The following is a 14586-nucleotide window of genomic DNA, read 5'->3' on the forward strand; positions in this document are numbered from 1 at the left end:
TTTAAATGGAAGCGCGGGCAAGCATTCACTAACGGACGGACGCAGAAAAGCACCCTCCGGCCAGTTCGACTGGCCGCAGCAAGCTTCAGGCAAGAGCCGCCGGCGAACTGTGGGCGCGAGCTTCAGTGCCTGCGGCGAACCCGGTCGAGGACGTGATGCTCGGCCAGCCAGTGATGCATCATGCCTTCGCCCTCGTGCTCCTTCCGGTAGGCACGCGATTCGAAAATCGATAGCCCAAGCAGAACCAGCAGGCCCACAGCAAGTCCGACCAGTCCCGCGATAGTTTCGGCATCCATGGCAGCCTCCTGTCGATTGCAGCCATGTCCGTATCTTAGAACAGTGTCGCGGCAGAAAAAATAGCGAGTTCGGCGCTCCACTACCCGCATGAAGCGCCGATCGGATCAACATTCAGAAAGGATTTGAGGCGATGTCCCGTGTTTATCTGGCCCTTGCAATGGCCGCCTTGCTTTCGGCATGCGCCGACAACGCAACGTCACACCGCCACGGCACCCCGCCGCAGGATCCGCCCGACTACCACGGCGTGCCGACCGACGATCGGCCACCGATGATGATCGACAACCCGGCGCCAGCTCATTAAGCGCCGCCGCTTTGCGTCACTGACGTCAGCGCAGTTGTACGGAGACAGGCCCAATTGCGCCGCTGATGCGCGACAGCAAAGGTAAAAGCGTCAGGCCGCGTGAGGCCATGAAGACAAGCAGGGCGATCCATAGCCCATGATTGCCGAGCGGCCCGACCAGCGCCCACGACGCGCAGAGAAACACGGCCAGCGACACTGCCATGGCTTGCATGAGTTCGCGTGTGCGCGTCGCGCCGATGAATACGCCGTCCAGCAGAAAACCCCAAACGGAAATGAGCGGCGAAAGCGCGGCCCACGGGAGGAATGCTTCGGCGGCGGCGCGTACCGCTGGCTGATTGGTTAGCTGCCCGATGATCCACGGGCCGCAGACCCAATAAACCGCGGAAAAGCCGAACGCGCCCAGCGCTGCCCAGAACAGGTTGATCTTCACGGCCTGTCGGAACGCATCGCGATTTCCCGCGCCAATCGCCGCGCCCACCAGCGCCTCGGCTGCATGGGCGAACCCATCAAGACCGAAGGCCATGAAGGTCTGGAAGTTGAGAAGAAGGGCGTTCGCGGCAAGAATCGCATCGCCTTGCTTCGCGCCCATATGCGCGAACCACCCAAACGAGCCCAGCAGACAAAGCGTGCGCAGAAAGATATCGCGGTTGATCGCGATGAGGCGCTTGAGCGCCGCGGGTTCGAGCACGGTTTGCAGCGCAAGCGGCGCGAGACCGCGAGGACGTAGGCGCCACAGCACGCAGGCTCCGAAGACAAAACCGAACGTGTCCGCCGTTGCAGTCGCCGCGCCGATCCCGGCGATGCCCCATCGGAACCCGTACACATAAGCGAGCACGGCTATGACGTTCGTCAGATTGATAAATATCTGCGAAAGCAACGCAACGCGCACGCGCTGTGTACCGAGCAGATAGCCGAGCACGACGTAGTTCGCCAGAGCGAATGGCGCGGAGCCGATGCGCGCGAGGCAGTAGATTCCGGCATTGCGTTGTACCTCGGCGCTGCCGCCAATGGCCGCGAGCGCGTACCGGATCAAGGGTGATTGAATCAGCAGGATCGCGGCGCCGATCGCGAATGCCAGCACCAGGGCCCGCACGACATTCGCGCGCAACGCGGCGAAATCGCGGGCGCCGTAGGCCTGCGCGACGAGTCCCGTCGTCCCCATGCGCAGGAAGCCGAAGCCCCAAAAAACGAAGTTGAAGAACAGGCCGCCCAGTGCGACGCCGCCAAGATCGGCCGCGCTGCCGAGATGCCCTGCCACGGCTGTATCGACGGCGCCGAGGATGGGCTGCGTGAGATTGGCGAGGACGATGGGAAACGCGAGCGTCAGCACGCGCCGATGCCAGCCACGCTGTTCGGGTAGGGCTTCGGCGGCGCTCAAGCGCGTTCCTGCACGCACACCCACGGCGAAACGACGACCGCCCACAGCTCCGGCTTGCGAGCCGCGTAATCGGATGCGGTCTCTGCCTGCATGCGTGCCACGAGGCCGGAAGACAGCCATTGCGTGACGACTGCACTGTCGTCGTTGGCGATGGCCTCGGCCACGCTGACGAGATCGAGGTCACGCGCCACGCTCAAGAGTTTGCCTTGCGCGAAGAAGCGTTCGAGATCCTGCCAGTCGATTTTGGCGGTTTCACCGAGCAGCCTGGCGTACGTCGAACTGGGATTGGCGTCGTCGATAGTCATGGTAATGGGGAGTCCGTTGCGGCCGATACTATAAACGATAGTCCGCCTGCCGACCGTCGCCGGGATTTGCCCGAATAGCGATGGCACATCGGCAACATTAATCACATTAATAGCCGAAATCCGCAGTCGCGGTGCCAAAGCCTCCGCGATACGCGTTATTAAATCAGTCAAACGTCTGATCTAAGCGTGCTGCGAATTGGTGTTTCAAATATGTACACCTCATGTAATAAATGTATTGTTGCGTGCGTTTGCCCACTAACGGCGGGGTCATCGAAAATCCGGAAAGTGCCGGGCTTTAAATCGATGCGTCGGCGTTGCCGAAAAATCTCAAGCGGCAATTCGCAGCGCCCTGAATCGCCCACCCAGCAAGCGTTCATGGCTGTTGGTCACTTGCCGCTCCCTGTCGCTGAAGCGGCGTTCCCACGCGCAGGAATAGTTGATTCGGCGTGCTGATTCGCTTCAAAAAAGTGATGCGACACATAATCCGTGCGCCGTAGCACATTTTCGCGCTAATTAAGTGATTGCGCCGCAGGAAGCCCGTTGATAGATTGCGACTCGGCGCATGGTAAACCGGTCCTTTGCCGATATGCGCCAAACCCCCGTTAGCCCGGCGCCATGCCGGGCTTTTTTTCGTCTATTGAAATGGCTGGCCGGAGTGGCTTGTCTCAACGCGCAGGGAGTTGTCGCGTGGGATCGATCGAGCGCCCCTGGTATCGCAGTTCGAAATGCAGCATCACGCGATCATTGTCGCTGCTGCCCATTTCCGCGATCTTCTGGCCCTGCGCGACGCTCTGACCTTCCTTCACGAACAAGGCCTGGTTGTGCGCATAGGCCGTCAGGTAATCGCCGCTGTGCTTGATGATCAGCAAGTTACCGTAGCCACGCAGACCATTGCCTGCATAGACCACGGTGCCGGGCGCTGCCGCGACGACGGGCGTGCCGGCCGAATTGGCGATGTCGATGCCCTTCGAATTGCGGCCGTCGAAGCCGCGAATGACCTGGCCGCTCGTCGGCCAGACAAGGGAAATTGAGGGCGCGGCCGCTGCCGACGGCGCGGATGAGTCGGCGGACGAGGTGTCGGCGGCGTTAGCCGCCTCGCGCGGAGCCGTTGCCGCGCTACGTGGCGCGCTGCCGGTGCGGGCGCTTGCCGAACCGGCGGGCGGCTCCACGCGCAGGACCTGGCCGACTTCGATGGCGTCGGGATTCGACAGATTGTTCCAGCGCACGATGTTCTGCACGGACTGGCGATTGCTGCGCGCGATCTTGTACACGGTGTCGCCACGTTCCACGCGGTAGAAGCCGGGTCCGACCGGAGCCGATCCGCATGCCGCGAGCAACGCAACGAGCGCCGCACATGCCATCCGTCTGATTCCTGATGCCAACATTGAACCTCGCATGACCTTGCCGCGACGGAACAAGACCCGTCGCGCTGGCAAAACGCCTGATTCTAGCGGTTTTGCCAACGCAACTGGGGTTTTGCCTGACGAATGGCTGACGCAAGTGGCAGCCTGGAACCCGTGCCGGTCCCATAGGGACCCGCAGGCGAGATTAGCCGCCGAGCATTTCGACGCCCATGCGCAGCGTCGCCGTTTCCGTTTGACCCGGTGCGAGCCAGCGCAGGCCGAGCCCGTTGTGGATAGCGTCGGGCAGACCCAGCCAGGGCTCGACGCAGTAGAAGTCGGAGTCGGCGGCTTCCGTCCACGTCGTCACGGCGTACCAGGGAAGCGAGCCGGGCCGGTTCAGATCGATGGTCACCGCGCGGCCGAGTCCCGGCGCAACGAGGCGCACCGGCGTTGCGGGCGGCGTCGGCTCGAGCACGTGGAAGCGGTCGATAATGCTGGCGTCGTCGAGCCGGTATTGCGCCTTGCCGGGTTCGGGCGCGCTGATCGAACCGTCCGCAAGTTGGTGACGGCGCTGGGCGCCCGGCAAGTCGAGCGTGGTTTCGGCGCGCTGGGCATGCGGCAGCGCGAAATAGAAATGATGGCCCGCATACCACGGAAGCGGGTCCGCGCCCGTATTTGTTGCGCGGAGCGTTACGTCGAGCGTCTGCGCGTCGGCGAGCCGGTAGATCGCTTCGAAGCGAAAGGAGAATGGGTAGCCCGCGCGGGTGGCGTCGGAGTCGACGAGCGTCATGAGCAGGCCGTGTCCGTCGCCGTCGACCTGCGCCGCAAACGGCAGATCGCGCGCGAAGCCGTGCATCGGCAGATCGCGGACGACGCCTTGGGCGTCGCGCCAGCGCCCAATCTGGCCGTCTACGCGATGGCGGCCGAGGAAGGGGAACAGCAGCGGATTGCCGCCGCGCACGCGCGCCGGCTCGGCCCAGTTCGCATTCTCCGGCCACACGATGACCGGGCGGCCGTCGACGTGCCACGAGAGCAAACGGCCTCCGGCCCACGGCGCGAAACGCAGCGTCGAGGCACCGAGGGTGAGAGTGAGGATGTCCTGTTCTGAATGAGCGTTCATGGGCGGCCCGGGAATGGGTGGCAGGAAGGGCGGCGCGGATGCACCGGGAAGGCGGATTTTGCGCCGCTTTCTCATGCGTGAAAACCCTCGTCGGGGAAAGCGCGGGTGTCGATGGAGGGCAAGAGTCAGCATAATCCGCATGACCGTGCGGTAGCGCACAGAGAATTTTCGCAGGAGACTTCCCATGGACCTCGCAATGGCAATGAGCATGGCCCTGTTCAGCCTCTTTGTCGGCAGCAGCGCGTACTTCTTCTACAAAATGGCGCGCTGATCGCGCCGCCTTTCGTTCTCCCGCACTCGGTTCACGCGCCCATTCGCGCCAGAACCCATACATTCGCAGCCAGGTTTGTTGCGACGCAGTAACTTTTCCGACAAATCTCTCTCCACGCTTGGCGCTGCAATATGGCCCAGGCATAATCGGTGCGCTTTGCCGCACCGACTCCGCACGGTCCGGCCCCTTACACCACCATTACGAGGATCCGCGCGTGAGTCTCTGGTTTCTATTCTTCCTGAGCGTGTTGCAGGGCGTTACCGAGCTGTTTCCGGTGAGCAGTCTCGGCCATACCCTGCTCGTGCCGGCGCTGTTCGGTATGCACATCGACAAGCACGCGCCGCAATTGCTGCCGTTCCTCGTTGCGCTGCACCTGGGGACCGCCGTCGCGCTGCTCTGGTATTTCCGGGAGCGCTGGGTCGCGTTGATCAGCGGCTTCTTCGGCTCGCTGGCCGGCCGCAAGAACGACGATGGGCATATGATGTGGGCGCTCATCATCGGCACGATTCCGACGGGTATCGTGGGTCTCGTGCTCGAAAAGCGCATCGAGGCCATCTTTCACGACCTGCGCATTGTGGCGGCCGCGTTGATGGTCAATGGCGTGCTGCTGTGGTTCGGCGATCGCCTCCAGCGCGCGCGCGCGCATCGTCCGCCCGAGAAGCTTACGTTTCGCCAGGCATTTCTCGTCGGCCTCGCGCAGATCGGCGCGCTCATTCCTGGCTTTTCGCGCAGCGGCCTCACGATGATCGCCGGTAACGCAGCGGGGCTCACGGCCGAAAAGGCCGCGGAGTTCTCGTTCCTGCTCGGGACGCCGATCATCTTCGCCGCCGGCGTGCTCGAACTGCCCAAGCTCTTTCACGCGCGAGATCAATTGATGACCGCTGTGGTTGGCGGCGTGCTCACCGGTATCGCCGCGTGGTTGAGCGTGAAGTTCCTCATGAAATATTTCGAGGGACGCGGGCGCCTCGCATCGTTCGGTGCGTATTGCCTGATCGCCGGCGCGATTTTTCTCGGCTGGTTCGCGCTCCATCAGCAGCCGGTTTAATTCTGGCATGAAGGCCGTTGGCAGGCGCAATGAGCAAGGGGAGACCGTGTGAGGGGATCGCGGTATAATCCAGCCCCGTCTTCGCGCGGCCCGCTTGCGGCCTTGCGCATGTGCACGCGACAGTAGCTCAGCTGGATAGAGCATCGGCCTTCTAAGCCGAGGGTCGGGGGTTCGAGCCCCTCCTGTCGCGCCAGTTTTCAGATACGCAAAAGCCCGGTCTTCCTAGCCGGGCTTTTTGCTTTTTCACATCCGTTATTCGACGATCAGACGTCTTTCCGCCCTTACAGCTTGACGTCGAGCGCGTTGGTCAGATCGCCCATCGGCTGTGCGCCGTTCCGTTGGGCTCTTCTGCAGATGAATCTCAACGCGGATCCGCCGTTCGATCGCGAGGCGGGCGACCCGCCGGTGTTCAGCAGCGCCGAAATCAAGGACGTGATCGCGTTTTCTCGACACGCTCACCGACGGCTGGCAGCCGGGCGCCCACTGAACATACGGAGCGCCGCTTCAGACGCCCGCGATCAGCAGGCAGGCGCCGGTGAGTACGACGAAGGACACGAGCAACGCGACCGTGCCGATGCGCACCGTGGCATCCGGCCAACCTGGCGCGCGCGCGGGGCGGATGGCCAGGTTCGGGCCCGGCGCCTCCGTTTGCGGCGCGTGCGTGTAGTGCGCGACGAAAGACATCAGGCCGATGCAGAGAAGGACCAGCAGGATCGCGAAGACCTTGAGTGCAATGGTGTAGGTCATGTCAGAGATTTCCTGATGGCGTGTAAGTGGGCGACCGACCCATCGTAGTCATCGGGCATAGCCCCCACCATCAGACCAATCCGAAAAGGAACCGGCCGCCGCGGCGCGCGCGGCCTTGCTGGGCGAGCCGAAAAAAGGGCGCGTGTTATGCTTTTCGCCGATTCCGTCAGTCCGTCGAGGAGAACACACAATGTCCCGAACCCTGCACACGCTGAGCGCCATGGGCGCGGCGCTCGTTGTCACCATTGGCATGGGCAGCGCGCATGCCGCCAACCTGGGTTTTCTGAACAACACGCCCATGTCGTTCATGAACCAGGCGGACTACAACTCGCTCCAGAACGCCGTGCGCGATGCCGTCGAGCACAAGGCCGACGGCGAGAGCACGACGTGGTCGAACGAGGGCTCGCACAATGGCACGCGTATCAACTCGACCATCACGCCGTCGAATACGCAAAAGGAAGGCGACAAGACGTGTCGCGACACGGAAGTCGTCATCACCGCGAAGGGCCAGTCGATGACGCTGCATCCGCACTTCTGCCGCAAGGGCCAGGGCGCGTGGGTTTTCCAGAAGCAGCACTGAGCGCGCGGTGAACGGCAAGATCGTTTCGTGCGGCATTGTGCTGCTCGATCCTGAAGGCCGCGTGCTGCTCGCGCACGCAACCGGCACGAATCACTGGGACATTCCGAAGGGGCAGGGCGAACCCGGCGAGACGGAATCGCAGAGCGCGCGCCGGGAGATGGTCGAGGAGACCGGCATCGAAGTCGCGGCGTCGCGGCTCGTCGATCTGGGGCGCTACGTGTATCGGCGCGACAAGGATCTGCATCTCTTCGCCGCCCGCGCCCGCGCCGACGAACTCGACCTCTCGCGTTGCGTTTGCGTGTCGCTTTTTCCGCGCCGCGAAGATGGCGTGATGATTCCGGAAATGGACGCCTGGCGCTGGACCGTACCTGGCGAAGTGGATCGCTATGCAAGCCGCAGTCTTGCGCGGCTGTTCAACACGACGCTCTCGCTCGCGGAACTGCATCGCAGACTTTGAGGTTGTTTCGCCAGGCGCTCCTGTAATGAAAAAAGCCCGCACGGTTCGTGCGGGCTTTTTGCTTGCTGCCCGATGCGGCGCGAGGCGCGAGCCTTACTTGCCCCAGCTATCGCGCAGACCGACGATGCGGTTGAACACCGGCGCACCCGGCTTCGAATCGTAGCGGTCGGCGACGAAGTAGCCGTGGCGCTCGAACTGATAGCGGTCTTCAGGCGCGGCGTCGCGCGCGCCCGGTTCCAGGTACGCTTGCACCACGCGCTTCGAATCGGGATTGAGCGCTTCGAGGAAGTCGCGGCCGCCCGCGTCGGGTTGCTCTTCGCGGAACAGGCGGTCATAGAGGCGCACTTCCGCCGGCACCGCGTTGTCGGCGCTGACCCAGTGAATCGTGCCCTTGACCTTGTAGTTGCTCGCGCCTTCCGTGCCCGATTTGCTGTCGGGGAAGTAGTTGCAATGCACGGCCACGATATTGCCTTCGGCGTCCTTCTCCGCACCCGTGCATTCGACCACGAAGCCGTACTTCAATCGCACCTTGTTGCCCGGGAACAGACGGAAGTAGCCCTTCGGCGGTGTTTCCTGGAAGTCCTCGCGCTCAATCCACAGTTCGCGCGAAAACGCGAACGCGCGATTGCCGCGCTCGGGATGATGCGGGTGAACCGGCGCGCTGCACGGCTCGGACTGGCCTTCGGGATAGTTGTCGATAACAAGCTTGAGCGGATCGAGCACGGCGGTCGCGCGCGGCGCCTTGTCGTCGAGATCGTCGCGCAGCGCGCCTTCGAACACGCTCATGTCGATCCACGAATCGACCTTCGTCACGCCGATGCGTTCGCAGAACAACTGGATCGCTTCGGGCGTGAAGCCGCGGCGGCGCACGCCGACGATGGTGGGCATGCGCGGGTCGTCCCAGCCGTCCACGTGGTTTTCGGTCACGAGTTGCAGCAGCTTGCGCTTGCTCGTGATGGCGTACGTGAGGTTCAGGCGCGAAAACTCGATTTGCTGCGGCAGCGGGCGCGTGAACACGCCGGCGTCGGCCAGTTCGTTGAGCACCCAGTCGTACAGCGGGCGGTGATCTTCGAACTCCAGCGTGCACAGCGAATGCGTGATGTTTTCGAGCGCGTCCGAAATGCAGTGCGTGTAGTCGTACATCGGGTACACGCACCATTTGTCGCCGGTGCGGTAATGATGCGCAAAGCGGATGCGGTAGATCACCGGGTCGCGCATGTTGAAGTTCGGCGACGCCATGTCGATCTTCGCGCGCAGCACGTGCGCGCCTTCCTCGAATTCGCCCGCCTTCATGCGGCGGAAGAGGTCGAGATTTTCGTCGACGGAACGATCGCGGAACGGCGAGTTCTTGCCGGCTTCCGTGGCCGAGCCGCGGTTCGCGCGCATCTCTTCCGGCGACTGGCTATCCACGTACGCCTTGCCGCGCTGGATGAGCAGTTCGGCGAACTCGTAGAGCTTGTCGTAGTAGTCGCTCGCGTAGAAGAGGTACTCGTGATCGGCCTTCTTCCACTCGAAGCCGAGCCACGTCACGGCGTCGATGATCGAGTTGACGTACTCGACGCTTTCCTTTTCCGGGTTCGTGTCGTCGAAGCGCAGGTGGCACACGCCGCCGTAGCGCTTCGCCACGCCGAAGTTCAGGCAGATGCTCTTCGCGTGGCCGATGTGCAGATAGCCGTTCGGCTCCGGCGGGAAGCGCGTTTCGACGCGTTGCGCCCACTTGCCCGACTGATTGTCGTCGTCGATGATGTTGCGGATGAAATTGGATGCCGCAGGCGCGTCCGTGCGGTCGGCGTCTTTACGTTCGGTATTCATGCGAAAAGGGAGTCGTTCGAGGGCGCCCGTCAAAAGGATAAAAGCGCGTAACCGGGCACCCGATGGTGTCTTCCATTCTACCTGACGCGACCCGCCGTGCCAGTCCCGGTGCCGGATCGTCGCGCGGACCACAACAACGCGAGGAGAAAACGTGACGATGAACGAAACGCCTGTACTGGTGCTGCCAGGCTATATGGATTCGGGGCCGGGGCACTGGCAGACGCTCTGGGAAGCCGCGCACGCGGGCTTTACGCGCGTGCAGATGCCCGACTGGATGCACCCGGACTGCGACGCGTGGTGCGCGGCGCTCGAGGCCGCCGTACAGCGCGCGCCTGCTGGCGTGCGATTCGCCGCTCACAGCCTGGGCTGCCTGACCGTGGCGCACTGGGCCGCGCATCACGCGAGCGCCGCGACGCGCGCGAAGGCGGCCGGCGCGCTGCTGGTGGCGCTGCCCGATCCGCGCGGTCCCGAATTTCCGCGCGCGGCGCTGGGCTTCGATCCGGTTCCGCTGGTGGCGCTGCCGTTTCCGAGCGTCGTAGTCGCCAGCACCGACGATCCTTACGGCAACGCGGAGTTTTCCAGGCGCTGCGCGCAGGCGTGGGGCAGCCGCTGGATCGACATCGGCGCGCGCGGCCATATCAACGCCGAAAGCGGGCTCGACGACTGGCCTCAGGGCCTGGAGTGGTTGATGTCGATGGGCAAGCCGGGCGGCGCCGACTAGCCGCCCCGCGCCTCACGCTCACACCACGCCCTTGTCCCGCAGCGCCGCCACCTGATCCTCGCCGTAGCCGAGCACTTCGCGCAGCACCGCATCGGTGTGCTCGCCGAGCGTGGGCGGGTGGCTCGTCACGCGCGGCGGGGTCTCGCTCATGCGGATAGGGTTGCCCACGAGCCGCGCCGTGCCGCCCGATGGATGCGGCACGTCCACCTGCAACCCGCGCGCGATCACCTGCTCGTTCTCGAACACCTCCGCCAGGTTGTTGATCGGCCCGCACGGCACGCCCGCGGCCTCGAGCGCGCCGATCCAGTCGGCTTTCGTGCGCGCGCGGATCAGCCCGGCGACGACCGGCACGAGCGTATCGCGATGGCGCACGCGCGCCGGATTGGTCGCGAAGCGCGCGTCGTCGGCAAGCTCGGGCTGGCCCGCGACCTCGACGAACTTGCGGAACTGTCCGTCGTTCCCTACCGCGAGGATGATCCAGCTATCGCTCGTCTGGAATGCCTGGTAGGGCACGATGTTGGGGTGCGCGTTACCCCAGCGCGCAGGCGGATTGCCGCTCGCCAGGTAGTTCGAGTTCATGTTCGCGAGCATGGCGACCTGCACGTCGAGCAGCGCCATGTCGATGTACTGGCCCACGCCCGTGCGGTCGCGGTGCGCGAGCGCCGTGAGCACGGCAATGGTCGAATACATGCCCGTCATCAGGTCCGCGATCGCGACGCCCGCTTTTTGCGGACCCCCGCCCGGCAGCGCGTCGCGCTCGCCGGTGATGCTCATGAAGCCGCCCATGCCTTGCACGATGAAGTCGTAGCCCGCGCGCGAGGCGTAGGGTCCCGTCTGTCCGAAGCCGGTGACCGAGCAGTAGACGAGGTCGGGCTTCACCTCGCGCAGCGATTCGTAGTCGAGCCCGTACTTCTTGAGTTGCCCGGCCTTGTAGTTTTCCAGCACGACGTCGCTTTGCGCAGCCAGTTCGCGCACGATGCGTTGCCCCTCGGGCGTGGCGATGTCCACCGTCACCGAGCGCTTGTTGCGGTTCGCGGCAAGGTAGTAGGCGGCTTCGGCGGTGTCCGCGCCCCCGGGCGTTTTCAGGTACGGCGGCCCCCAGTGGCGCGTGTCGTCGCCGGCGCCGGGGCGTTCCACCTTGATCACGTCGGCGCCGAAGTCGGCGAGGGTCTGTGCGCACCACGGTCCGGCGAGGACGCGGGTGAGATCGAGTACGCGGATATGGCTGAGAGCGCCCATGCTGTGTCTTCCAATGTCGTTCTGAGGCGGGCCGCAAGCGCACAGGGCGCGCCGGCCGAAGCCCCTCATGGTAAGCGAAAAGGCGCGGCGCGCGCCAATATCCGGTACACTGTTCCGCAGTGCGGAACAGCTTGGGCCGACGTCTGACATCGCCACAGGGCGTGTCGCGCCCATGCAAACCACGCCAGCCGCGCCGCCGCGAGCGCGCGGCGATCCCGTATAATCGTTCGATTCAGCGTCGGGTTTTTCGCCATTATCCGGCGCCCCGACCACGACAAAGATTCAGCACAGTACGCCCCAGGAAGGACCCAACGCACGCCATGAAAGCCGCCGACATCCGCGAGAAATTCCTCAAGTTCTTCGAATCGAAGGGCCACACGATCGTGCGCTCGTCGAGCCTCGTGCCGGGCAACGACCCGACACTGCTCTTCACCAACTCGGGCATGGTGCAGTTCAAGGACGTGTTCCTCGGCACCGAGAAGCGCCCGTACTCGCGCGCCACGACCGCGCAGCGCAGCGTGCGCGCGGGCGGCAAGCACAACGACCTCGAGAACGTCGGTTACACGGCGCGTCACCACACGTTCTTCGAGATGCTCGGCAACTTCTCGTTCGGCGACTATTTCAAGCGCGACGCCATCCACTACTGCTGGGAACTGCTGACCAGGGTCTACGCGCTGCCCGCCGACAAGCTCACGGTCACCGTCTACCAGGAAGACGACGAAGCCTTCGACATCTGGGCGAAGGAAATCGGCGTGCCGGTGGAGCGCATCATCCGCATCGGCGACAACAAGGGCGCGCGCTACGCATCGGATAACTTCTGGCAGATGGCCGACACCGGTCCCTGCGGTCCGTGCTCGGAAGTGTTCTACGACCACGGCCCGGAAATCTGGGGCGGGCCGCCGGGATCGCCTGAAGAGGACGGCGACCGCTTCATCGAGATCTGGAATCTCGTGTTCATGCAGTTCAACCGCGACGCGCAGGGCAACATGACGCCGCTGCCCAAGCAGTGCGTCGATACGGGCATGGGTCTCGAGCGCCTCGCCGCCGTGCTTCAGCACGTGCACAGCAACTACGAGATCGACCTGTTCCAGAACCTGATCAAGGCCGCCGCGCGCGAAACGGGCATCGGCGATCTGGAAAACAACTCGCTGAAGGTCATCGCCGACCATATCCGCGCGTGCTCGTTCCTGATCGTCGACGGCGTGATTCCCGGCAACGAAGGCCGCGGTTACGTGCTGCGCCGTATCGTGCGCCGCGCGATCCGCCACGGCTACAAGCTCGGCAAGAAGGGCGCATTCTTCCACAGGCTGGTGGCGGATCTCGTCGCCGAAATGGGCGCGGCGTATCCGGAACTGGCCGAAGCGCAGCAGCGCGTGACCGATGTGCTGCGTCAGGAAGAAGAGCGCTTCTTCGAGACCATCGAGCACGGCATGTCGATCCTCGAAGCCGAACTCGCCGATCTCGAAGCCAGGGGCCACAAGACGCTGTCCGGCGAACTCGCGTTCAAGCTGCACGACACGTACGGCTTCCCGCTCGACCTCACGGCCGACGTGTGCCGCGAGCGCAACGTGACGGTCGACGAACCGGCGTTCGACGAAGCCATGGCGCGTCAGCGCGAGCAGGCGCGCGCGGCGGGCAAGTTCAAGATGACGCAGGGCCTCGACTACTCGGGCGCGAAGACCACATTCCACGGTTACGAGGAAATCGCCTTCGACGACGCGAAGGTCGTCGCGCTCTACGTCGATGGCGCAACGGTCAACGAAGTGAAGGCGGGTCAGGACGCCGTGGTCGTGCTCGACCACACGCCGTTCTACGCGGAATCGGGCGGCCAGGTAGGCGACCAGGGCGTGATCTCGAACGCGAGCATCCGCTTCGCCGTCGCCGACACGCTCAAGGTTCAGGCCGACGTTGCCGGCCACCACGGCACGCTCGAACAAGGCACGCTCAAGGTGGGCGACGTGGTGAAGGCGGAAATCGACGCCATCCGCCGTGCCCGCACCGCGCGCAACCACTCGGCCACGCACTTGATGCACAAGGCGCTGCGCGAAGTGCTCGGCTCGCACGTGCAGCAGAAGGGCTCGCTCGTCGACGCCGATAAAACCCGCTTCGACTTCGCCCACAACGCGCCGATGACGGACGACGAAATCCGCCGCGTGGAGCAGATCGTCAACGCGGAAGTGCTCGCGAACGCGCCCGGCATCGTGCGCGTGATGTCGTACGACGACGCGGTGAAGGGCGGCGCGATGGCGCTCTTCGGCGAGAAGTACGGCGACGAAGTGCGCGTGCTCGACCTCGGCTTCTCGCGCGAACTCTGCGGCGGCACGCACGTGCAGCGCAGCGGCGACATCGGCCTGTTCAAGATCGTGATGGAAGGCGGCGTGGCGGCGGGCATCCGCCGCGTGGAAGCGATCACGGGCGACAACGCCGTGCGCTTCGTGCAGGACCTCGACGCGCGCATCAATGCGGCAGCGGCGGCGCTCAAGGCGCAGCCTTCGGAACTCACGCAGCGCATTGCGCAAGTGCAGGATCAGGTCAAGTCGCTGGAAAAGGAACTGGGCGCGCTGAAGTCGAAGCTGGCGTCGAACCAGGGCGACGAACTCGTGGGCCAGGCCATCGAAGTGAACGGCGTGCACGTGCTCGCCGCGACGCTCGACGGCGCCGACTCGAAGACGCTGCGCGAGACCGTGGACAAGCTCAAGGACAAGCTCAAGAGCGCGGCGATCGTGCTGGCGGCGGTGGACGGCGGCAAGGTCAGCCTGATCGCAGGCGTGACCGCCGAGGCGAGCAAGAAGGTCAAGGCCGGCGAACTCGTGAATTTCGTCGCCCAGCAGGTGGGCGGCAAGGGCGGCGGCCGTCCCGACATGGCGCAGGCGGGCGGCACCGAGCCGGCCAACCTGCCTGGCGCGCTCGCGGGCGTGAAGGGCTGGGTCGAAGCGAAGCTGTAATACGGCGCGTGGCGGCTTGAACGCC

14 protein-coding genes and 1 tRNA gene are annotated in these 14586 nt (G+C 64.4%); 7 read left to right on the forward strand and 8 right to left on the reverse strand.

The window, feature by feature from the left end; translation table 11 throughout:
- Positions 1-122: 122 nt before the first annotated feature.
- Complete coding sequence (locus U5768_RS06600) at positions 123-296, reverse strand: hypothetical protein (RefSeq protein ID WP_322029603.1); 174 nt, start codon at positions 294-296, stop codon at positions 123-125.
- Between the two features lie 131 nt (positions 297-427).
- Between U5768_RS06600 and U5768_RS06605 the strand changes: the two genes are divergently transcribed.
- Positions 428-598: a hypothetical protein gene (locus U5768_RS06605; RefSeq protein ID WP_322029604.1), complete on the forward strand. Its 171-nt coding sequence runs from the start codon at positions 428-430 to the stop codon at positions 596-598.
- 25 nt (positions 599-623) lie between these two features.
- Here U5768_RS06605 and U5768_RS06610 read toward each other — a convergent pair whose 3' ends face one another.
- The 4 genes from U5768_RS06610 to U5768_RS06625 all read right to left on the reverse strand — a co-directional run bounded on the left by U5768_RS06610 (position 624) and on the right by U5768_RS06625 (position 4744).
- On the reverse strand, positions 624-1976 hold the full coding sequence (locus U5768_RS06610; RefSeq protein WP_322029605.1) for an MATE family efflux transporter: 1353 nt from the start codon (positions 1974-1976) through the stop codon (positions 624-626).
- Positions 1973-2281, reverse strand: coding sequence for a DUF2288 domain-containing protein (locus tag U5768_RS06615; RefSeq protein ID WP_322029606.1), 309 nt, complete (start codon positions 2279-2281; stop codon positions 1973-1975). The genes U5768_RS06610 and U5768_RS06615 overlap by 4 nt, the downstream gene beginning before the upstream one ends.
- Before the next feature lie 665 nt (positions 2282-2946).
- Positions 2947-3666: a peptidoglycan DD-metalloendopeptidase family protein gene (locus U5768_RS06620; protein WP_322029607.1), complete on the reverse strand. Its 720-nt coding sequence runs from the start codon at positions 3664-3666 to the stop codon at positions 2947-2949.
- Between the two features lie 163 nt (positions 3667-3829).
- Complete coding sequence (locus U5768_RS06625) at positions 3830-4744, reverse strand: aldose epimerase (RefSeq protein ID WP_322029608.1); 915 nt, start codon at positions 4742-4744, stop codon at positions 3830-3832.
- 485 nt (positions 4745-5229) lie between these two features.
- On the opposite strand from U5768_RS06625, the gene U5768_RS06630 reads away from it, so the two are divergent.
- Complete coding sequence (locus tag U5768_RS06630; protein ID WP_322029609.1) at positions 5230-6060, forward strand: undecaprenyl-diphosphate phosphatase; 831 nt, start codon at positions 5230-5232, stop codon at positions 6058-6060.
- Positions 6061-6176: 116 nt separating this feature from the next.
- Positions 6177-6253: transfer RNA gene (locus U5768_RS06635), tRNA-Arg, on the forward strand.
- Between the two features lie 311 nt (positions 6254-6564).
- Here U5768_RS06635 and U5768_RS06640 read toward each other — a convergent pair.
- Positions 6565-6807, reverse strand: coding sequence for a hypothetical protein (locus tag U5768_RS06640; protein WP_322029610.1), 243 nt, complete (start codon positions 6805-6807; stop codon positions 6565-6567).
- A 190-nt stretch (positions 6808-6997) separates the two neighbouring features.
- Between U5768_RS06640 and U5768_RS06645 the strand changes: the two genes are divergently transcribed.
- The gene (locus U5768_RS06645; RefSeq protein ID WP_322029611.1) at positions 6998-7387 is read left to right on the forward strand and encodes a hypothetical protein; all 390 of its coding nucleotides are present in this window, start codon (positions 6998-7000) and stop codon (positions 7385-7387) included.
- Positions 7388-7394: 7 nt separating this feature from the next.
- Entirely contained in the window at positions 7395-7844 is a 450-nt protein-coding gene (locus tag U5768_RS06650) for an NUDIX hydrolase (RefSeq protein ID WP_322029612.1), read from the forward strand.
- Between the two features lie 93 nt (positions 7845-7937).
- On the opposite strand, the gene U5768_RS06655 is transcribed toward U5768_RS06650, so the two are convergent.
- Positions 7938-9656: a glutamine--tRNA ligase/YqeY domain fusion protein gene (locus U5768_RS06655; protein WP_322029613.1), complete on the reverse strand. Its 1719-nt coding sequence runs from the start codon at positions 9654-9656 to the stop codon at positions 7938-7940.
- A 157-nt stretch (positions 9657-9813) separates the two neighbouring features.
- On the opposite strand from U5768_RS06655, the gene U5768_RS06660 reads away from it, so the two are divergent.
- Positions 9814-10377, forward strand: coding sequence for an RBBP9/YdeN family alpha/beta hydrolase (locus U5768_RS06660; RefSeq protein ID WP_322030047.1), 564 nt, complete (start codon positions 9814-9816; stop codon positions 10375-10377).
- A gap of 18 nt (positions 10378-10395) precedes the next feature.
- On the opposite strand, the gene U5768_RS06665 is transcribed toward U5768_RS06660, so the two are convergent.
- Positions 10396-11616: a CaiB/BaiF CoA-transferase family protein gene (locus U5768_RS06665; protein ID WP_322029614.1), complete on the reverse strand. Its 1221-nt coding sequence runs from the start codon at positions 11614-11616 to the stop codon at positions 10396-10398.
- A 320-nt stretch (positions 11617-11936) separates the two neighbouring features.
- Between U5768_RS06665 and alaS the strand changes: the two genes are divergently transcribed.
- A complete protein-coding gene (gene alaS / locus U5768_RS06670; RefSeq protein ID WP_322029615.1) occupies positions 11937-14561 on the forward strand; it encodes an alanine--tRNA ligase in 2625 nt (874 codons plus the stop codon).
- The last annotated feature ends 25 nt before the right edge of the window (positions 14562-14586 follow it).

It is taken from the genome of Paraburkholderia sp. J76 (assembly GCF_905220295.1).
Classification (GTDB): domain Bacteria; phylum Pseudomonadota; class Gammaproteobacteria; order Burkholderiales; family Burkholderiaceae; genus Paraburkholderia.

Excerpts from the sequence above, each read along its gene's own strand:
- U5768_RS06660 (WP_322030047.1), top strand. The coding sequence starts at position 9,814 with ATGAACGAAACGCCTGTACTGGTGCTGCCAGGCTATATGGATTCGGGG.
- U5768_RS06645 (WP_322029611.1), top strand. The coding sequence starts at position 6,998 with ATGTCCCGAACCCTGCACACGCTGAGCGCCATGGGCGCGGCGCTCGTT.
- U5768_RS06620 (WP_322029607.1), bottom strand. The coding sequence starts at position 3,666 with ATGTTGGCATCAGGAATCAGACGGATGGCATGTGCGGCGCTCGTTGCG.
- U5768_RS06625 (WP_322029608.1), bottom strand. The coding sequence starts at position 4,744 with ATGAACGCTCATTCAGAACAGGACATCCTCACTCTCACCCTCGGTGCC.
- alaS (WP_322029615.1), top strand. The coding sequence starts at position 11,937 with ATGAAAGCCGCCGACATCCGCGAGAAATTCCTCAAGTTCTTCGAATCG.
- U5768_RS06600 (WP_322029603.1), bottom strand. The coding sequence starts at position 296 with ATGGATGCCGAAACTATCGCGGGACTGGTCGGACTTGCTGTGGGCCTG.
- U5768_RS06655 (WP_322029613.1), bottom strand. The coding sequence starts at position 9,656 with ATGAATACCGAACGTAAAGACGCCGACCGCACGGACGCGCCTGCGGCA.
- U5768_RS06665 (WP_322029614.1), bottom strand. The coding sequence starts at position 11,616 with ATGGGCGCTCTCAGCCATATCCGCGTACTCGATCTCACCCGCGTCCTC.
- U5768_RS06605 (WP_322029604.1), top strand. The coding sequence starts at position 428 with ATGTCCCGTGTTTATCTGGCCCTTGCAATGGCCGCCTTGCTTTCGGCA.
- U5768_RS06640 (WP_322029610.1), bottom strand. The coding sequence starts at position 6,807 with ATGACCTACACCATTGCACTCAAGGTCTTCGCGATCCTGCTGGTCCTT.
- U5768_RS06615 (WP_322029606.1), bottom strand. The coding sequence starts at position 2,281 with ATGACTATCGACGACGCCAATCCCAGTTCGACGTACGCCAGGCTGCTC.